This window comes from Petrotoga miotherma DSM 10691, assembly GCF_002895605.1.
Classification (GTDB): domain Bacteria; phylum Thermotogota; class Thermotogae; order Petrotogales; family Petrotogaceae; genus Petrotoga; species Petrotoga miotherma.
Genome location: NZ_AZRM01000007.1, coordinates 22,050 through 41,698, shown reverse-complemented (window position 1 = coordinate 41,698; position 19,649 = coordinate 22,050). Strand labels below are relative to the sequence as shown.

Below are 19,649 nucleotides of genomic sequence, written 5' to 3'. Positions count from 1 at the left end.
CCTCCTCAAATTTTTATTCTAATTCTATCAGAATAGTTGACCAATATTCAAGTATTGGGACTTTTACAATTAACCCATTTTCTTTTTCTAAAAAATCTATTTTTGAAAAAAATAACTGATTATCAGCTGAAGCAAAATATACATTTTTAATATTGTTTAAAGGGATAAAAATTTCTATATCATTGATTGTATTGGGTTTTTTTGTTTTCATTCTCCAAAAGTCTGTGCTTGTCCCTACAAAATTGACAAGATTAATGAAAACATACTTAGAGTTCATCTTAACATTGTACCATATAGAATCATTTTTTGGGTTTAAAGATAAATTATTTCCTTTTAATTCTACTTCTTTTTCTAAGATATCAAATAATTCTTCATATCTTACTTGGTAATCATAGTAATTCCTGAGTTTATTTAGTAAATCTTGACTTACAATATCTGCGTCGCCAGGGAAATAAGGCCCTCCGAGTATTAACAAATATTCTCCCATTTCTAATCTTCTTCCACCACTTATTGCAATAACCGCATCAGTCAAAATAATATTTTCTTCAAAAGAGGGATTGATGTAGGCAGCAGTTATGACATCCTTTTTGCTTCTTTCCTTAGCTTCTTTGATCATTTTGTACATATCTTCATATGTATTACATGATTCCCAAGGTTCTATATAAATCGCATCTGCTTGAGATTGTATTTCCTTGGGCCAATTATTAACATAATTAAAGATTACCGGAGCTTCTGTTTGTTGTTTCAATTCATTTATGAATTCCTTAAAACCTTTAGATGTTATGTAAGGTTTATATTCGTTATTTTCTAAGTAAAAAGATGCATTATCTTTAGGGTATCCATATTGATCTAAATGTATTCCATCAAATCCAAAATTTAAAGTTTCTTTACATTGTTGTATAAGAAATTTTGTCCAACCCGAATCTTGATAAGTATTTGTGATTAAAATTTTTTGATAAAAGTCAACCGGTTCATAATTCTCACCTTTTATTTCGTATAACAACCACTCGGGATGGTCTAAGCCAAGATTTCTTTCTACACCGTAAATAGGGACATAAGCCATAGAAAAAATATTTTTTTCATGTCCTTCTCTAATTAAATCTTTTAAAACAGAATTTGATATATTTCTTTCTCTATTCCAGGCATCTTTGTAATTTTTTTCTTTAGAAACTAGATATCCATAGTCATACATCCAATCATAATATTGCAAAGAGTTGATATGATATTGGGCTAAATAATCCATCGTTTTTTCGGCGTTAAATCTTCCTTCGCCAAAATCTGTTAAAAACCCATAGCGAGGTGACTCAGTCCATGAATTTAAAATCGAAAGGCCCCTGCTTAAGATCAGATTATCATTTACATAAAAGTCTAATCCATACCCTCCAACTTTAGAAGGAGCTTTTAAAGATATTTGCATGATTTCTTCCACTTTAGATATGTTCATACTTAATTCATTAATTGTTTGAATATCTTTAGTTATAACAATTTTAATTTTTTTAGTTTCGTTAGGAAGATTCAACAACCTTAGATTTATAGAATCATTTGGATAATAAAATGATTTATCAAACAAAATGTCCATACTTTCACCTCCAAATATAGATACGAACAAAAGTAAGATATAAAAGTTTAAAAATATGATTTTCTTTTGCAATTAAAAGTCTCTCCTTTCAAAGTTTTAAACCTCCTTCAGAAACTGATTGTATAAAATACTTTTGAAATAGGACATAAACTACTAGTACAGGGGCCAAAGAAATCATAGTTCCTGCAAATAAAACATTCCATTGAACGCTAAATTGACCTTTGAAAGTCATTATACCGATAGGTAATGTCCAATTGTTCTTTGAAGTTAATATCAAAGATGGCCAAAAATAGTCATCCCATATTCCCAAAAAAGACATTATAGTTAACGCTCCTACAGAAGGGAGAGCTTGTGGGAAAACTATATAAATAAATCTCTGCCAGGCATTGGCTCCATCCAATTCTGCACTTTCTTCGTATTCAACAGGCATAGCTTCAAAAAATCCCCTTAAGAAAAAGGCGTTGAACGCAATTCCTCCTATTCCTCCTGTTAAAATAAGTGTAATTTTGTTGTCCATCAACCATCTTATTTTACTAACAATGTCGAATTGAGGAATTATGAGAAGTAATCCGGGTACAGCTAAAGTAGCGATTAGAAGGGAGAAAAAAGTTTCTTTTCCCGGAAAATTATACCTTGCAAATCCATATGCCGTTAAAGTGGATAAGAGAACATTCAAAATAATTGCAGGAAGCGTTATGGTAACGCTATTTATAAAGTATCTGGCAAAATCTGCTTCTTTCCAGACAGTTATATAATTTTGGAATGTAGCAGGCTTAGGGATTAATTGTGGTGGAACGGTGAAAATATAACCTGTTTCCTTTAAGGAAGTTATAAACATGTAATAAAATGGGAAAGTCATTATTATGGCTCCTAAAATTAAAATACAAAAAACAATTATATTAATTATTTTTTTTGAGTTTTTTCTTTGCATTTTTTCACCTCTTAATAGAAACTTCTTTTAGCTAATAGTTTCCTTTGGATTTGGGCTATGGTAAAAACAATAATGAAGAAAATTACCGATATTGCCGACCCGTAACCAAAATGGAAATAATCGAAGGCTTCTTTAAACATATATGAAGACAAGACCTCCGTTGATCCCATCGGTCCCCCGCCAGTCATAACATAAACCGAAAGAAAAACATTAAATCCGCCAATGGTAAGCATGACAAGTTCAAACATAATTGTGGGCACCATTAAAGGTAAAGTAATTTTAGTTGTGGTTTGCCAACTGTTAGCTCCGTCTAAAGAAGCCGCTTCGTAAAGTTGTTTAGGTATTCCTTGAAGTCCAGCTAAGAAAATAAGCATCGACCACCCTATGCCTTTCCATATGCCTAATGTATAAATAGGTATCATTGCTGTTTTTGGGTTGGATAGCCATGCAATATCCTTCTGTATTATATGAAACATGTCTTTTAATAGAAAGTTTACTAAACCTCCTCTTGCTGCAAAAAGATATTGAAACAATATTGAGACTATTACCCAAGAAGTTACCACAGGCAAATAGTACAGCAACCGAAATAAAGTTTGACCTTTCATTTTTCTATTTAAAAGGAGAGCTACCAAAAAGCCAAAAATCATTTGTCCAGGAACTGTAATTAGTGTATAAAAAATAGTATTCTTAAGAGCTACATAAAATTTTGGATCTTGGAATAATTCGATATAATTTTCTAACCCAATAAATTTATTAGAAATATTCGGATTAATATTCCATTCGTATAAACTCATAATAAAACTTTTTATAATCGGGTACAAAGTCCACGCGAAATAAGTGATCAAACCAGGCAAAACAAAAAGAAGGCCAACCGATTTTCTTCTCTTTTCCCTAGTCATTCTTTATTCCTCCTCTAATACAAGGGATTATATTAGGTGGAAGAGAATATCCTCCACCTAGAATTTTTTTCCCATTATTATCTATATTCTTTCAGGATTTCTTCAATTTCATAAGCAGCGTTATCTAAAGCATCCTGTGGGTTTACTCCTCCTATAACCGCATTTTGCCAGGCACTATCCATAATATCGTTGATTTCGTTCCAAGCAGGATGAGGGGAGCGAGGAACAGCTGTTTCTAATTGTTTTAGATAAACTGGGAAGAATGGATGTTCTTTAATTTCGGGTTCATCAAGTAATCCATTCAATACAGGCATCTGACCAACAGTTGCAAATTTTAGCTGAACTTCCTTTGAAGTCATGAATTTTACAAACTCCCATGCTTCATTTTTGTATTTAGTAGAGTTGAAAATAACTATATCTTCACCCCCAACTACAGATTTAGAACCCCCTTTACCGGCAGGGACGAGGGAATAATTAATTTCTGCATCGGGATACTGACCTTTTATAATACTCTCAGCCCATGGGCCAGAAAAGGTCATAGCATAAATACCTTCAGCATATCCCTCTAATACACCAATTCCACCCCCTCCGATAGGTGCAATATAGCCCTGATTGTATAAATCTTTAAATGTTTTTAAAGCTTCAACACTTTCAGGTGAATTCACGTATCCTTCAGCCTTCGAATTTGTTGGATTAAGAATTTGACCTCCAAAAGAGTATATCCATGGCATGCTATTCCATGGTCCGAAACCAGTATCAGCAAAACCCCATTGGTCAATCTGTCCGTCTCCATCGGTATCTTTGGTTAAAATTTTGATATCTTTGATAAATTCTTCCATATTTGTTGGAGGCGCACTTAATCCACTTTCTTCAAACATTTTGCGGTTCCATAACAAAACCCTTGTATTTGTATCCAAAGGGACTCCGTAATAGTGACCATTCCAGTAATTTGTAGCCAGTGGTCCAGGTAAAAAATCATCTTTAATTTGTTGAAAATCTTCGGGAAATTCCTCATCGACTGGTAATAAGACGCCAATATCAGCAAATTGTGGGACCCAGATAATATCCATCCTCATAACGTCAGGGTATTGTGCAGCTGCCGTGCTTACGATCAATCTTCTTCTCATTTCATCGTAAGGAACTTGAACTTCTGTAATTTTGATGTTTGAGTGTTCTTTTTCAAATTCCGGTATAATTTCTTCAGTTAATAGTTTATACTCTCCAGAAGTAGTGGAATAACTATGCCAAAAAATAACTTCCTTAACCTGAGCCAACATGAAGGTGCTAATAAGTACCACAACCAACAGAAACAATGCTTTTTTCATAATACCTCCTCCTCATACTTTGATATAAAACATCTCCTCTTGAATTACTTGATACACACCCCCCAACATCCATGCTTTTGGTCCTAAGTTATCAACATCGTAAATCACCCTTTCACCTAAATTTCCGAAGGCATTTTTTCTTGCATAGTTTACAGAGTTATCTAAAAAATAATCTGAAAACTCTAAGGCTTCTCCGCCTATCAAAACGTATTCAGGAGTAAAAATATTGATTAAATTTTTTATAGCTGTCCCTATTAATGTAGAATATTCGTTGAAAACCTCGTGTGATACTTGAGGATCTTCTTTTAAAGATAATCTGATAAAGTCAATTTCTGATAACTCTGTATTTTTAAACGTTTTATAATACTCTTTGAGAAGGGTGTTTTCACTTTTTGTGTAGATCTTATTAACCAAAGATTCAAAGCTAGCTTCTGCTTCTAAGCATCCATAGCTGCCGCAACTACATTTATTTCCATTCTCTTTTATAGTCATGTGTCCAATTTCTCCGGCGCCGCCGTTTCCAGTGTAAAGATTTCCATTCACAATAAGTGAACCCCCTATTCCAACCCCGAGAATCATAACTAAGGCATGTTTATGTTTTTTTAATTTTCCTTTCCATAAGTGAGCAAGAGTGAAAGAATCAGCATCGTTTATTATGTAAATAGGTACCTTTAATATATTTTTTAAGATTTTCCCAAGTTCAACGTTTTTCCAATTTAAAATGAAAGAATCTAGAACAACACCTTTTATTGAATCGATTGTACCTGAAACAGCTACAGAAGCACCAATTAAATGATTTTTGTTTTTTTGTTCCACGTATTCTTTAATAAGATAGGAAATTTTATGTGGGTCAAGCTCTTCTCCAAACTCCTTTCGTTGCTGAGATAAGATTTTTCCAGATAGATTTGTGATTATCAGTTGAAGATATCCCAAACCTATCTTCACACCTAATATATTTCCGAAATTTGGATTAATACTTAAGAGGACGGGCTTTCTTCCTCCGGTCGAAGTGCTTTCTCCAACTACCCTGATTAAACCCTTCTTTAGTAAATCAGAGGTAATCTTTGTGACAGTTCCTCCACTCAAACTTGTTTTTCTCGCCAGTGAAGCTCTATCGATCTGTTTTTCTAAAAAGATTTCCTTTAATATTGTTTTCTCATTTATGTCCCTAATTAATTCTCTGCTACCTACTAAAGCCAATTTTTCTCCTCTTTTCTATAAATTTTAAAATGATTTTATTGTCTTACTTTCTTTACTATCGAAAGTAAGTTTATTTGAATCATAAAACTATTTACAAAGATAGTCAAGTTTGATTACAGCAGATTATGAACAATTACGAGAGATTGGATCTATTTAAAAGCGTTTAACTAGCTCTTTCTTAAAAATAGAAAATGAGGCACTCATATAGAGTGCCACAATATAATAGTGTAAATCTCACATTTCTATTAATTTTTCTTCTTTTAATCTATGCAGATAATGTTCAACTTCTGCCTGTAAATCTTCCTCAATTCCCAACTCTGCTTTTGCTATTATAATAGCTTCTTCCTTTGAAAATCCTAGTTCAAATACGTTCAAAAATACATCCATGAAATCTCTAAAGTTAGGTATTTTTTCTCTAATTTGGTTCATCCATTTTATATCTTCGATATTGTACCATGAATCGGAAATCGGTCCAATATTTTTTCTTACCTTTCTTTTTTGTAAGGGGATCAAATCAAAGGCAATTTTTTCTTTAAAAAATTCAATTAATTCTTCTTCTACATCCCCATATTTGGAAAGTTGCTTTAGTTTTAGATACGTCATGTAATTTACATAATTAGTGATGAGTTTGCTTTGAACATCGACTAACTTGAAATGATTGTTTATAATTTTGCCTTTTACTTGTACCGAAACTTCTTGACTCATGTTGTCTAGATCGTAGATAGTTTTTAAAACAGCTTTTCCTATCCAGTCAAGTGTATTTTTTGAACATTTATCAACCGTGTCGTCACTTGAATGAATTTAATTTGACATTCAAAAAATGTTGTAGTATAATTTGATTGTGAAAAAATTATCATAAAGGGGTGTTTTTAATGACAAAAGTTTTAACATCGCCAGGAAAATATGTTCAGGGCAAAAAAGTGATTAAGCAAATTGGAGACTATATTAAAAATCTTGGAGAAAAAGCTTTAATAATAGCTGATCCTATAGTTAAAGAATTATTTTTAGCTGATTTGGAAACAGGTCTGAAGAATTTTGATTATGAGATTGAATTTTTTAAAGGGGAATGTTCAAAAGTAGAGATAGAAAGATTTAAGAAAAAAGCTGCTGCAGAAGATGCAGATATAATAATTGGAATGGGTGGGGGTAAGACGTTAGATACTTCTAAAGCTGTAGCTTATTATTCTCAACTCCCAGTAGTTATTGTACCAACTATTGCAGCCACAGATGCTCCTTGCAGTGCATTATCTGTAATTTACACAGAAGATGGAGTGTTTGAGGAATATCTATTCTTACCTAAAAACCCGGATATAGTGATTGTTGATACTGAAATTGTAGCAAAAGCACCAGTTAGATTTTTAGTTTCTGGAATGGGCGATGCGCTGGCAACTTATTTTGAAGCTACTGCTTCAGCTGTAACTAGAAAAACGGCGATGTCAGGTGGAACACCAACAATGACAGCTCTTTATTTAGCTGAGCTTTGTTATAATACATTATTAAAATATGGAGTTAGTGCTAAAAAAGCAGCTGAGGCTGGTGTAGTAACTGAAGCATTAGAAAAAATTATCGAAGCTAATACTTTATTAAGTGGACTTGGTTTTGAAAGTGGTGGCTTAGCTGCAGCTCATGCAATCCATAATGGTTTCACGGTTTTAGAAGAAACACATGCTAAAACTCACGGTGAAAAGGTAGCTTATTCTACTTTAGTCCAGATGGTATTAGAAGGTAGAGATCCAGCCGAAATAGAAAAGGTTATGAATTTTTGCCAAGAAGTTGGTTTACCGACTACCCTTGCTGACCTGGGAATAACTGAGGTTACTGATAATAAAATTCTTAAAGTAGCAGAAGCAAGCTGCTCTAAAGATGAGACAATCCACAATATGCCATTTGCTGTAGATGCAGAAATGGTTAAAGATGCAATCTTAGCAGTTGATGCCCTTTCAAAAAATTTTAATAAATGATTAACCTAATTTAGAATTAAAACCCCTTCTTGAATTGTAAATTCATGAAGGGACTTTTTTATTTAAAAAATATAAGGTTCTAACACAAAAACTGTGGGTAATTAAGCCGAAGTTAAACTAAATTTATTAAGGCAATAAGGAATTTCTACGTTTTTTACCATTTTATTTGTTTTTATCCTAGCTACCTTTGCATACGTATGAATGTTTCATATTGGAATAAATTTAATAAGTGTCTCCACAAGCTGTTGGATAGTTGATTCTCCTCGTTTTTAAAGAATGTCTTTTTCTTCTATAAGGTCACTGCAGGCTTGTTCGGGAGAAACATGGTTTATATGAAATCCTGTGCCCCATTCAAAACCAGCAACATTAGTTAATCTAGGTAATATTTCTATATGCCAGTGATAATATAGTTCCAGCCCGTCTATAAACGGTGAAGTGTGTATGAATAAATTAAATGGTGGATCGTCGAGTTTTTTATCAAACCTTTTGGTTATAATCGAAAGGGTTTTTGCTAAATCTTCAACTGATGCCGGATTGTTTTCTAGGGACCCAAAGTCATGTGAATGTTTGAGTGGAAGTATCCATGTTTCGTATGGAAATCTGGAGGCGTAAGGTTCTATAACAATGAACTCATCTGTTTTGAAAACGACCCTTTGTTTGTCCTTTAACTCTTGGTTTATTATGTCACAATAAACACATCTTTCTCGAAAGTCATAATAAGATTTGGAGCCTTCTATTTCGGATTTAATCGTAATAGGAACGATAGGAGTAGCGATGAGTTGTGAGTGTGGATGTAAAAGGGAAGCGCCAGCTTCTTCTCCCTTGTTTTTGAATATTTGAACGTATTTTATGTTTTCGTCTTTTCTTATTGTTTGAAATCTTTTTAGGTAAGCCCATATTATTTCTTTTATTTGATCCATTGGCATATCGGCTAATTTTGCGTTGTGTTGTGGTGTTTCTATAATGACTTCATGGTATCCATAGCCAGACATTTGGTCATATATCCCGACACCCTGTTTTTTCAATTTGTTTTCAGAGTCGAGTGCTGGAAATTTATTTGGAACAACACGAACCCACCATCCTGGGGAGTTTGGAGTAGAGTTAGCGTCTCTAAAGGCTATTATTTCTTCCGGCGTACTGTATTCATTTCCATAATCGAAAGGGCAGAAGGAGTTTTCTGTTTTTTGCTGTTGTTTTTTGAAATCCATGGGTCTTTTCGACCTTTCGGAAGATATTATAACCCATCTTTTTATTATAGGATCTTTTCTTAATTCCATCATTTTAATAACCTCGTTTTTTGTCAAGGGCGATTTTGTATAATTCGATGTATTTCTTCGCGGTTTTTTCGTAAGAAAAGTCTTCTTTCATACAGTTTTCAAAAATATTTGTCCAGTCATCTTTCTTTTTTTGGTGAAAGTATACGGCTTTCATTAAAGTGTATAATAAATTCGCTTCTTGGTATTCATAAAATCCGAATCCTGTTCCTTTCTTATCTTTTGGGTTGTATTCCGAAACCGTATCCTTCAATCCCCCTGTGTATCTTACAACAGGAACGGTGCCGTATCTCATCGAGTACATTTGGCCTAATCCGCATGGTTCGTACTTAGAGGGCATTAAAAATATATCAGATCCAGCGTATATTTTTTGGGCTAGATCTACATCGAAGGTTATGTTGATGGAAACTTTTTTAGGATAAATCTTTGTCAAAGTAGCAAAATATTCTTCGTATTTTTTATCTCCTGTTCCTAATAGCACAAATTGAATATCAGTGAGTAACAAAAGGTCTATTATTTTTGAAATTAAATCGATTCCTTTTTGCTCAAAGAGCCTACCAATAAAAGAGATTAGCGTTATATTTTCATCCTTAACGAGCCCTAAGTATTCCTGCAAACTTGTTTTATTTTTTAATTTGTCTTTGTATGATTCAATGGGATAAAAAATGTGAGGATCTTTTATAGGATCATAAATGCTGTAGTCAATGCCGTTTAATACACCAAACAAATCTTCAGATCGAACCTTCAATATACCTTCAAGTCCATATCCGTATTCTTCGCTCTGTATTTCTTTTGCATAAGTGGGACTTACTGTATTTATTATATTACTGAACAAAATTCCACCTTTCAATATATTTACTTTTCCATAATATTCCAAGGCGTTTATATTGAAGAGGTAATTAGGTAATCCAGCCTGATTTAGTACTTCAGGGTTAAAAAGCCCTTGATAACCTATGTTGTGAATAGTTAATATTGTGGCTATCTTTTTTAAAATATTGTCTTGAAAATAATTGGTTTTTAGATATACAGGTATAAGAGAAGTATGCCAGTCATTTACGTTGATAACGTTTGTGTCTGGTTCACATTCTTTTATAGTTTTTAAAACAGAGTCACAAAAATACGAAGTTTTCAAAAAGATATTTTCCTCATCATATATGTTTTTTGAATCGTAGAGGGTGTTCGTTTTAATAAAATAAATTGCTACAGAGGAACCTTCTAAATAACTTTTATAAACACTAAAATGGGACTTATGTGTATGAGAATCGGGTATTAAACCTGTTTTTACAAGCTGAAATTTAGAAATATCAAAATTATTTTCTATGTTTTTATGAAAAGGCATCACAACGTATATATCTTCTCCTGCATTTTTAATATATTTTGGTAAGGCTCCAGCTACGTCTGCCAAGCCTCCTGCTTTAGCAAATGGAGAGACTTCGTAGGATACGTAAGCTATTTTCATAATATCGCCTCCTAGTGATTAATTCTGTTCGCAATTGGTCCTTATTTTTTACCTGTCTTTGTCTCCATTTTCTTCGTATATGCCTTCATACTCTATATTTTCCTCGTCTAATATATCAGAAATGAGGTCGATATTTTTAATGCCTAATTTGAGACTGATCATTCTTTTTTCGTCACTTATTTTGGCGGTCGTTAGAGAAAGAAGGTTGATTTTTCTGCTCGCAAATACGCTCAAGACTTTATTTAATTCACCAGGAACGTCGTTTATCTTTATTAAAGCCCGTGTTCCTGTTTCATCCATAGCAGAGATAGTTTTAAAGGCTTTTAATACTTCAAAAAGTCCAAAGACTCCTACGGGATGCATTTCATTGTTAACAACGGGTAAAACTCTAGCTCTGTTTTCTAACATCAAAACTAGCGCATCTTCTAGCAAATCAGTATCAAATAAAAAAGAATCGGTAGGATCTAATATTTCTATTAATTTTGTATCTAAATCATAAGAAGAAAATGTAGCTATATCGTTGAAAGTGATGAGGTTGTACAAAGTTCCATCTCGTCTTAAAACGACCAGATTTTCCTCTTCACTGCTTATTTTATCAAAGGCTTTTTGTAAGTTTTCTGTGTATTCAATTGTTTGAAAAGTATCATTTTGCCATAATTTTACATACATCATACAACCCCCCAATATAATCTGTAAGGATAAAAATAAGAATTATAAATTACTCATAAGGTATGCAAAAACTTGAGTATCTTTAATTAAATTATCAATTTTCACGTATTCGTTAGGTTGATGTGCGGTTCCATCAATCGTTGACCAAACAGCAGCAGGGAAACCAGCGCCACGGACTATCGCTGCACAGGTACCTCCACCTATTCCACCAACTTTAACTTCTATATTTCTAAGATTCATTACACTTTCTTTCAATATTTCTACACAGGGGTGTTCTTTTGGGGTGGGTTTTGTTGATTTTTCAATATGTTCCCCTTCAATTATTATTTTGACATTCCATTTCTTCTCATATTCTTTAGATAGATTCTTAAGATTGTTTATTATTTGTTCAACGTCATAATTTGGAAGAATCCTTCCATCGAAATATATGATATCAGTGCCGGGAATGGTGTTTATGTTTTCAACATTTGATACTTTCTTTGTTGGTTCAAAAGAAGAGTAAGGATAATTAAAGAGGTCGTCTTGTAGGTTATAAGTTTCGTGGAAATATTTATCGGCTGCAATTGCGAAATCCATACCAGCTCTATGGGCGTTAATGGAAATATTGGGCATAGATGCATGGCCTTGTTTTCCAATAGTCGTTATTTTTAACCACATAATCGATTTTTCTGCAACTTCGATGAAGCTTCCATCAGATTCTCCGGCATCTGGTACGTAGAACCAATCCCCTTCTTTAAATATTCCTTGTTTTAATAAGTATTTTATTCCAAATTCTGAACCCGTTTCTTCATCTGAAACCAAAGCTAAAGCAATGTTGTTTTTTGGTCTCATTTTTAAATCCATAATGCTTTTCACGGCATATAATGTTGATATTAAAGAAGCCCCGTTGTCTTCGCTTCCCCTTCCAAAAATCTTTCCATCTTTTACTACCGATTGAAAAGGATCTGTTTCCCATAATTTGATATCACCAGCAGGTACCTTGTCCATGTGAGTTACAAACCAAATGGTTCGTTGTGGATTTTGACCTTTATAGGTTGCAACTATGTTTGGCCTGTATCCATATTCAACAGCATCGTCTGGAGCGTCGTATCTTTTAATTTCATCGAAATTCCAACTTCTGATCAAAGATTCCAGCCATTCTGCAACTTCTTTTTCTCCAGGTCCTCCCGCACGTGGGTTGACAGAGTCAATTGATATGAACTTTTTTGAACTTTCAATAATTTCTTCTTTTAATTCTTCTACTTTTTTAATTATACTTTCCTTCATTTAATTAGCCCCCTTATAGGTATTTGTAATTCAAAACCATTTTTTCTTTTTGAATATAATTATCATAATCACAGCTATAGTTGCCATGATTCCTAAGATTAGGAAATATCCAAATTTCCAATGCAGTTCTGGCATATTCTCAAAATTCATACCGTATATTCCTGTTATGAAAGAAAGAGGAATAAAAATAGTTGATATTATAGTTAGAATTCTCATTATCCCGTTTAAACGGTTGCTTACTATCGACAAGTAAATCTCTGTTAAATTATTTAAATTCTCCCTCAATAAATCGATAGATTCGTTTATCCTTAGGGTATGGTCGTAAAGGTCAATAAAATATAGCTGATTACTCTCATTCACAAACCCTTTTTCTTTTCTTTGCAGTTGAAAGAGTATGTCTTTTAAAGGGGATACAAATCTTCGGAACCTTAATATTTCTTGCTTAATTTTTTTGATTTTTATAAAAAGCTCTTCTTCTATTTCTTCAGTAATTTTTTCATCTATTTCTTCCGTGTGTGAAATATAGTTATTTAGCTTTGAGAAGTAACTGTCAACCACGATATCTATTAAAGAGAAAGTTAAGTATCCTACATCTTTGTTCCTGATATCTCCTGCGTTTGTATTGAGCTGAGTTTTTAACAAATTTGTTGCAAAATTCTTTTCTTCTGAGAAACTAATCACTATGTTTTCTTTTATGATTATACTGAGTTGTCTAAATTCAAGCTTTTCGTTTGAATCGGAGATTATTTTTATAACTAAAAATGTATAAGAATCATAAAACTCAATCTTAGTTCTTTGATTGACATTAATTATATCCTCTAATGTTAACTTGTGGATGTCGAAGATTTCCCCAATGGCTTTTAATTTATTTGAATCAGAGACGTTTTCAAAATCGATCCAGTGAATTTTGTTTTTATCTAGGGTTTTTATAAGGTCAAGATCGACATTTTCATTTAGGTTATAAGAGTGTTGATCATAGGAAAAAACGTTGATAATTGCGTTAGATGGCTCTAATTTTCCTGTGTAAATAAGCTCGCCTGGAGGTTTTCCAACTTTACTTAAATTTTTTTGTTTACCTGAATTCATAATTATCTTCCTCTTTCAAAAGTTGTGAAATCAGTCGCTCTTCAAACTGTGGATCGTATTCAAAAGTTATGGGATCTTGTAATGTTTTGATACTTATTATGTGTCCTCTTTTCGGATTGCCAAAATCAGATAATAGGTAAAGATAGAAAAGCATTTGAAATTTATAATCGTTGATTTTTTTTGGATCTTTTAATTCTGAGTATTTGTAATCCAAAATCTCAATATCGCCATTTTCTATGATGACTTTATCAGGAATCCCAAATAACATATATTCTTTTTTTCCTAAATTCAATTTTTTCATGAGTCTCCATTCATTTTTTATTATTTTATTCTCAGAGGGCGTGAAGGCTTTTTTCACTATATCTAATTCATCAAAACCCTGTGGTAACTCTCCGCTTTTTATCATATTTTTTATGTGACTTATATTTTGAGCACTTCTTAGTTTAGAGTGTAAAAAAGATCCTTTGAAGATAAGCTCTTGGTCTGAAAAGATGTTTTTTGGATCAAAATAAGTTGAAGGAGAAAGAACGGTTCCATTGAGATCTTCTATTAAATCCAATTCGTCAGTTTTTATTTCTCTGATTATGTAAGTTGGGGCTATATATTTTTTATACGAGAGATTGGTTAAGTCTTTAAGATTCTGTTGAGGTATATCTTTAAACAAAGAATTTTCTTCATCTTTGTTTAGCAATTCAGTGGATTTTTCTTTCGGCTGCTGAATATCATCAGATTGAATTATATCTATTATATTTGATTTTTTTACTGTTAGGAAGAAATTATTTAATGTATCGGCTTTCTCGTTGGACACTAAGATGGGTATCAGCAAGTCTTTCGCTCTTGTTACTCCCACATATACTAATCTATTGGCTTCGGTTTTATCCAAAAATTCGTTGTTTTTAAACCATTTGAGAAGCCAATGATCACTGTTTTCTACGCTCTCTTTATATACATTGTTCAAGATGTAATATCTATTTCCTTCCGCATCTGGGATCGAAAATTCTGCATTAGAACCATTTTTTGTCCTTGAAATAGAGTTGTGTAAACCAATCATTAATACAATAGGAAATTCCAAACCTTTAGATTTATGAATGGTCATTACTTTCACACTGTTAGATGTTTCATCTTCAATAGAAGCCTCTTCTTCAGAGATATTAGAGGCATTTTTCAAAAATCTGACCAATTCAGAAAAAGAATTTGCTATATTGTTGTATTCTTCGGCTTGGTTTATAAGTTTTTTTATATTTGATATTGAAACTTCAGGATCATTTGTTAAAGCAAGTTTTGAGAAGTAATTGTTGTCGTTTACTATACCTTTCAGTATAGAAGAAGGAGTTAAATAGTATTTGAGATCTTTGTACTTTTTAAGCACTTTATAACTTTCCACTACATCTTCAGGGAATTCGCTTTGCATATTTTCAAAGGTTTCAAAGAAACTTCCTTGCCTTTTTTCTACTAATTTGGAAAGATCTTGAAAGCTCATACCTACTAGAAGTGACATCATATACCTTACAAACTGGTAGTCGTTGAGAGGATTTTGAATTGAGTTGAGAGCAGCGAAAATAGCTTGAATTTCTGGTCTGTTGTAAAAAGATTTGCTGCCGAATATATAAAAGGGTATATTGTATTTAAAAAAGGTTGTTCTAAGTATTTTCTCTGTATTTTTTAATTCTTTTGAAAGGACAGCGATATCTTTTGGTTCTATTTTTCTTCTTTCATAATATACTTTATTATTTTTTCTTACTTTGAAATCCATTTCTTGTCCTAACAACTTTTTTATAACTTTTGCCAACGTCTCTATTTCAATGGCAAGGCGATTTTCTTGGTTGTTTAATCCGTTGTCATCCGTGGGTTCAATTATTATGTATTTAACTCTTTTAGTATCATCTTCACTCAACGTGGGAATCGTTTCGGTCTCTTGGGGAGGGATTTCGGGTTCTGATATATCTTCTTCTTGGAAAGAGAGATTTTCTAAAAGGTTGGGATCGATATCTGGCATCTGTAAATTATCTCTTTTAAATAAAGAGAATTCAGAAAGACGATTCGCGAAATTTATGATTTGTTGATGGGATCTTCTGTTTTTAGTTAATTTTCCTAAAAGAACTTCTTCATCGGAGTTTTGAGCTTCTGTTAAAGAACGAGAAAATACAGACACATCCGCTCCTCTGAAACGATAGATGGATTGTTTTCTATCTCCAACATAAAAAAAGTAATTATCTGTGGTATGGAGTTTGTCAAAGATTTCTTTTTGAAGATAATTAGTATCTTGAAATTCGTCAACTATGATATATTTAAATTTATTTTGGTACTTTTTAAGAAGATCGGGGTTATTTTCGAACTCTTCTACAACCTTTTCTAAAACCGCTTTGAAATCGTATAAAAAATTATCGATGGTTAATCCCAAATAGAATTCACTAGCGATAAGAGAAATAATTTTGACAAGCCATAAGAAGTTTTTGTAAAGTTCAGTGAGTTCTTTATCTGCTAATTCCAAATCATTAGTTAATAAAACTCTTGACATTTCAATACGCCAGTTGGAAACAATATCTTGAATTATTTTTTCAAACTTGTCCAATCCTATTTCAGAAAGTATATTTTTAAAGGATTCTTTAAATTTTGTTTTTTCTCTGTTCAAAGTTTCAACATACTTTTCTATTTTTTCCTTTCTTTTTGTGGATAAGAAGTTGAGCCAATCTATTTCTTTATCTTGATATATTTCTAAGGCGACTCTTAGAGCAGAATAAACCGATCTTTCAACTTCTCGATCTCTTTGAAAATCGCTTATTATACTAAAATTTGGGTCTACCCCCATGGAAATGTTGTTTTCTCTTATTATCCTTGAGCAAAAGCTGTCTATAGTTTTAATCCATGAGCGGGATAAATTAATTTTTACTTCGTTCCAATATTGGTACCATTCTAATTTGCTGATGCCATATGGAGGTTTTTTAACCAGTTTGTTTGAAACCTCTTCCATAATCCTATTCTTCATTTCAGAGGCGGCTTTATTTGTGAAGGTCACCGTAAGAATATTATCAACTATGTCAGCATTTGGGAAATTCTTTTCTAATACTTTTATAAAATATTGTGTAAGAATATAAGTTTTGCCCGTTCCCGCTGATGCCGAGATGAAGAAATTCCTGTTTGGATCATCTATCTCTTTGTAAACATCAACTTTTTTTACAGTCATTTAGTATCTTGTCCTTTCAAATTTTGAAACAATCTGTTTTAAATATTATACCATAATTATATTATTGATTAAAAAAGTAAAGACGCCCTGCTGGATAGAGCGTCTAGAAGATAAGTTATAATTATTTTTATTTTTTAATTAGCTGTAATTTTTTTAAATTCTTCTTTGTTGTGTATTTTTTCGTAGACAAAATCTTTTGTAACTTTTCCGTCTTTGATTTCCACTATCCTACTTGAATATTTTTCTACTATTTTCATATTGTGCGTGATCATTATGATGGTTAGTCCAAGCTCTTTATTTATCTTCATTGTTAGTTCCATCACCTTTTCGACATTTTTGGGATCAAGAGCTGCAGTATGTTCGTCTAATAGCAGAAGATCAGGCTTCGTTATAGATGCAAGTACCATGGCGAGAGCCTGTTTTTGTCCCCCGGAAAATTCTTTGACTTTTGTTTTAAGCCTATTTTCTAATCCCATGTTTAAAGACTTCAACAATTCTAATCCTTGATATTTTCCAAATGAAAAGAATCTGTTGCCTTTTTTGGATCCCAAGATCAAATTTTCTTCAAGAGTTAAATCAGGGAATACACCTCTATCAGGTTCTTGATACACTATACCGACATTTCTAAAGAGTTTGTAGGGCTTGGTTCTTTTTATGCTTTTGTTATTTAGCGTGAAACTGCCTTCATCTAACACTACCTCTCCGGTTAAAACTTTAAGAAGCGTTGTTTTTCCCGCACCGTTGGGACCTATGATAGTGACGAATTCTCCCTTTTTAACGCTTAGTTCAAATTTGTCCAAGGCTTTTTTTTCATTAACTTGATTTTTATTGTATACTACTCTGATGTTTTTAAGCTCAACCATTTTTTAAATTCTACCCTCCTTAATCCTATTACTATTATTATGAACAACGCAGTTATTAGTTTCATATCGCTTGATTGGAAGCCGATTATGTAACCATATCTCATAGCTAATGCCAGTAAAAATTGATAGACAACAGCTCCAATTATGGGGCATAACATGTTATAGAACGAATTAAACCTGCCAAATATGATCTCCCCCAAAATAACCGCGGCTAAAGAAGTTACAACTATGCCTTGCCCCATATTTACATCTGAAAATCCACCGTACATAGAGAACAAGGATCCCGAAAGCCCCGCGAAGAAATTTCCTAAAAATAATCCGATTATACTCATAATTTCGGGGTTCATACCCAGGTTTTTGATTCCTGCCTTGTTACCCCCGTATCCCCTGAGCGCAATTCCTAACTCCGTTCTCAAAAAGATTATTGTTAGAAGAGCAGATACAAATACTATCGAAGCTATTAGGATGGTAGAATTATATCCAGAGTTTTCTCTGAATGGAGATAAGGTTTTTTTGGTATCGTTTATTGGTAAATTACTTTGACTTTCATTTAAGCTACTCATGCCTAAAATGTCATCTAACTTCGTTTTTTCTGTGTATTGTGCTTCTTGCTGGGCTGTTATTTCTTTTGGAACAGAAACGTTCGGTCCATTCATGACCCTTATGTTTATCGAATAAAGCATGGTCATAACCAATATGCTAGCTAACAAAGAATTGACTTTTAATTTGTTATGTATTAGTGCGGTTATTATTCCAAAAAAACCGGCCATTAAACCACCTAGAATCATACACAGTATCCAAGGCAGGCCTGCGTACATAAACGCAACGGTTACCGCTCCTCCCAATACATACGATCCATCAGGTGTTAAATCCGGAAGGTCGATGACTCTGAAACTTATAAACACACCCATTGCCACAAGGGAGGCAATTAATCCTTGCTCTAATATACCTACTAAATCCATAATTTTCCTCCTAAAATTCTTTCAAGATCATTGTGCATCTACTATTTCATCTGCAATATCTAAAAATTGTTGAGGTATGTTTACATCGAGGGCCTGAGCTCTGTCTAAATTTATATAAAACGTTAGTGCGTCTGCACTTACTATCCTTGACTCAATTTCGTAAGTTTTTTTGCCGTTTATGAGATCAAGAACAATTTTTCCTGTCTCTATTCCTACTTGATAATAATCAAAGCCAAAACCTAAAACTGATGTTTTCTTTGCTATATCAATATCTCCTGCAACTACCGGTATCTTGTTTTTTTCGAATACCTGGCCTAAGATTTCAGCAGATGAAGCAACCAAATTATCTGTGTATAGATAGGCAACATCTATCCTGTTTGCTTGAGCGTTTAAGGAAGTTACAAGTTCATTGGCGTTCGTTCCCGTGATTTCAATTACATTGAATCCCAATTGGAGCGCAAATTTCTTAGTTTGATCCGCTAAAAAAACTGAGTTAGCTTCTCCGGTATTGTAAAGTATCGCTAAGTTTTTGGCATCTGGAAATATTGTTCTCATGAGGTTTACATGAGTTTCCACAGGAACCATGTCACTTATTCCAACAACATTTCCTGGATTTTTACCAAATTTGGGGATCAAACCCGCACTGATTGGATCCGTAACGGCACTGAATACCACCGGCTTATCTTTTATTTCAGTTGCCGCTGCTTGAGCGGAAGGGGTTGCTATTGCAACTATTATATCTACATCTGTTTTGAATTTGTTAGCTATAGTTATCGCATTTTGAAAACTATTTTGAGCACTTTGATGCTCATATTCAAAATCTACACCTGACTCTTCAAGGTAATCAACTATTCCCTGATAAATCTTGTTTAAAGCAGGGTGTTCCACAATTTGTGTGATGCCAATCTTTACACCGAAAGCAAATGTGAATAGAGAAACGATTACCAAAGTTGTTAATACTTTTTTCATACCCTCACACCTCCTGGAGATT

16 protein-coding genes are annotated in these 19,649 nt (G+C 33.1%); 1 reads left to right on the top strand and 15 read right to left on the bottom strand.

Features of this window, described 5'->3' with window-relative positions:
- Nucleotides 1-13 precede the first annotated feature (13 nt).
- The 6 genes from X928_RS01020 to X928_RS00995 form a co-directional block, all read right to left on the bottom strand.
- On the bottom strand, nt 14-1,579 hold the full coding sequence (locus X928_RS01020) for a glycoside hydrolase family 66 protein (protein WP_146026610.1): 1,566 nt from the start codon (nt 1,577-1,579) through the stop codon (nt 14-16).
- Between the two features lie 88 nt (nt 1,580-1,667).
- Nucleotides 1,668-2,510, bottom strand: a complete 843-nt coding sequence (locus tag X928_RS01015) for a carbohydrate ABC transporter permease (protein ID WP_103078101.1) — start codon at nt 2,508-2,510, stop codon at nt 1,668-1,670.
- An 11-nt stretch (nt 2,511-2,521) separates the two neighbouring features.
- Nucleotides 2,522-3,409, bottom strand: coding sequence for a carbohydrate ABC transporter permease (locus X928_RS01010; RefSeq protein WP_103078100.1), 888 nt, complete (start codon nt 3,407-3,409; stop codon nt 2,522-2,524).
- 77 nt (nt 3,410-3,486) lie between these two features.
- Nucleotides 3,487-4,734: an extracellular solute-binding protein gene (locus X928_RS01005; protein WP_103078099.1), complete on the bottom strand. Its 1,248-nt coding sequence runs from the start codon at nt 4,732-4,734 to the stop codon at nt 3,487-3,489.
- 12 nt (nt 4,735-4,746) lie between these two features.
- Nucleotides 4,747-5,934: an ROK family protein gene (locus X928_RS01000; protein WP_103078098.1), complete on the bottom strand. Its 1,188-nt coding sequence runs from the start codon at nt 5,932-5,934 to the stop codon at nt 4,747-4,749.
- A gap of 234 nt (nt 5,935-6,168) precedes the next feature.
- The gene (locus X928_RS00995) at nt 6,169-6,639 is read right to left on the bottom strand and encodes a hypothetical protein (protein WP_103078097.1); all 471 of its coding nucleotides are present in this window, start codon (nt 6,637-6,639) and stop codon (nt 6,169-6,171) included.
- 167 nt (nt 6,640-6,806) lie between these two features.
- On the opposite strand from X928_RS00995, the gene X928_RS00990 reads away from it, so the two are divergent.
- The gene (locus X928_RS00990; protein WP_103078096.1) at nt 6,807-7,895 is read left to right on the top strand and encodes a glycerol dehydrogenase; all 1,089 of its coding nucleotides are present in this window, start codon (nt 6,807-6,809) and stop codon (nt 7,893-7,895) included.
- Nucleotides 7,896-8,164: 269 nt separating this feature from the next.
- On the opposite strand, the gene galT is transcribed toward X928_RS00990, so the two are convergent.
- The 9 genes from galT to X928_RS00945 form a co-directional block, all read right to left on the bottom strand.
- A complete protein-coding gene (gene galT, locus X928_RS00985; RefSeq protein ID WP_103078095.1) occupies nt 8,165-9,175 on the bottom strand; it encodes a galactose-1-phosphate uridylyltransferase in 1,011 nt (336 codons plus the stop codon).
- Between the two features lies 1 nt (nt 9,176).
- Entirely contained in the window at nt 9,177-10,628 is a 1,452-nt protein-coding gene (locus X928_RS00980; RefSeq protein ID WP_103078094.1) for a glycogen synthase, read from the bottom strand.
- 48 nt (nt 10,629-10,676) lie between these two features.
- Nucleotides 10,677-11,300 (bottom strand): CBS domain-containing protein, encoded by a 624-nt coding sequence (locus X928_RS00975; protein WP_146026609.1) that lies wholly within the window; start codon nt 11,298-11,300, stop codon nt 10,677-10,679.
- A gap of 39 nt (nt 11,301-11,339) precedes the next feature.
- Nucleotides 11,340-12,563: a M20 family metallo-hydrolase gene (locus tag X928_RS00970; protein ID WP_103078092.1), complete on the bottom strand. Its 1,224-nt coding sequence runs from the start codon at nt 12,561-12,563 to the stop codon at nt 11,340-11,342.
- Between the two features lie 30 nt (nt 12,564-12,593).
- Complete coding sequence (corA, locus tag X928_RS00965; RefSeq protein ID WP_103078091.1) at nt 12,594-13,649, bottom strand: magnesium/cobalt transporter CorA; 1,056 nt, start codon at nt 13,647-13,649, stop codon at nt 12,594-12,596.
- Nucleotides 13,636-16,833, bottom strand: coding sequence for a UvrD-helicase domain-containing protein (locus X928_RS00960; protein WP_103078090.1), 3,198 nt, complete (start codon nt 16,831-16,833; stop codon nt 13,636-13,638). The genes corA and X928_RS00960 overlap by 14 nt, the downstream gene beginning before the upstream one ends.
- A gap of 134 nt (nt 16,834-16,967) precedes the next feature.
- Nucleotides 16,968-17,696: an ABC transporter ATP-binding protein gene (locus tag X928_RS00955; protein WP_103066006.1), complete on the bottom strand. Its 729-nt coding sequence runs from the start codon at nt 17,694-17,696 to the stop codon at nt 16,968-16,970.
- On the bottom strand, nt 17,669-18,658 hold the full coding sequence (locus tag X928_RS00950; RefSeq protein WP_103066005.1) for an ABC transporter permease: 990 nt from the start codon (nt 18,656-18,658) through the stop codon (nt 17,669-17,671). The genes X928_RS00955 and X928_RS00950 overlap by 28 nt, the downstream gene beginning before the upstream one ends.
- Before the next feature lie 27 nt (nt 18,659-18,685).
- The gene (locus X928_RS00945; protein WP_103066004.1) at nt 18,686-19,627 is read right to left on the bottom strand and encodes an ABC transporter substrate-binding protein; all 942 of its coding nucleotides are present in this window, start codon (nt 19,625-19,627) and stop codon (nt 18,686-18,688) included.
- Between the last annotated feature and the right edge of the window lie 22 nt (nt 19,628-19,649).

Coding starts and splice junctions, on each gene's coding strand:
- X928_RS01010 (WP_103078100.1), bottom strand. CDS start 3,409: ATGACTAGGGAAAAGAGAAGAAAATCGGTTGGCCTTCTTTTTGTTTTG.
- X928_RS01015 (WP_103078101.1), bottom strand. CDS start 2,510: ATGCAAAGAAAAAACTCAAAAAAAATAATTAATATAATTGTTTTTTGT.
- X928_RS00960 (WP_103078090.1), bottom strand. CDS start 16,833: ATGACTGTAAAAAAAGTTGATGTTTACAAAGAGATAGATGATCCAAAC.
- X928_RS00975 (WP_146026609.1), bottom strand. CDS start 11,300: ATGATGTATGTAAAATTATGGCAAAATGATACTTTTCAAACAATTGAA.
- X928_RS00945 (WP_103066004.1), bottom strand. CDS start 19,627: ATGAAAAAAGTATTAACAACTTTGGTAATCGTTTCTCTATTCACATTT.
- X928_RS01020 (WP_146026610.1), bottom strand. CDS start 1,579: ATGGACATTTTGTTTGATAAATCATTTTATTATCCAAATGATTCTATA.
- X928_RS00980 (WP_103078094.1), bottom strand. CDS start 10,628: ATGAAAATAGCTTACGTATCCTACGAAGTCTCTCCATTTGCTAAAGCA.
- X928_RS00950 (WP_103066005.1), bottom strand. CDS start 18,658: ATGGATTTAGTAGGTATATTAGAGCAAGGATTAATTGCCTCCCTTGTG.
- X928_RS00955 (WP_103066006.1), bottom strand. CDS start 17,696: ATGGTTGAGCTTAAAAACATCAGAGTAGTATACAATAAAAATCAAGTT.
- X928_RS00970 (WP_103078092.1), bottom strand. CDS start 12,563: ATGAAGGAAAGTATAATTAAAAAAGTAGAAGAATTAAAAGAAGAAATT.
- X928_RS00995 (WP_103078097.1), bottom strand. CDS start 6,639: ATGAGTCAAGAAGTTTCGGTACAAGTAAAAGGCAAAATTATAAACAAT.
- corA (WP_103078091.1), bottom strand. CDS start 13,649: ATGAATTCAGGTAAACAAAAAAATTTAAGTAAAGTTGGAAAACCTCCA.
- X928_RS00990 (WP_103078096.1), top strand. CDS start 6,807: ATGACAAAAGTTTTAACATCGCCAGGAAAATATGTTCAGGGCAAAAAA.
- X928_RS01005 (WP_103078099.1), bottom strand. CDS start 4,734: ATGAAAAAAGCATTGTTTCTGTTGGTTGTGGTACTTATTAGCACCTTC.
- galT (WP_103078095.1), bottom strand. CDS start 9,175: ATGATGGAATTAAGAAAAGATCCTATAATAAAAAGATGGGTTATAATA.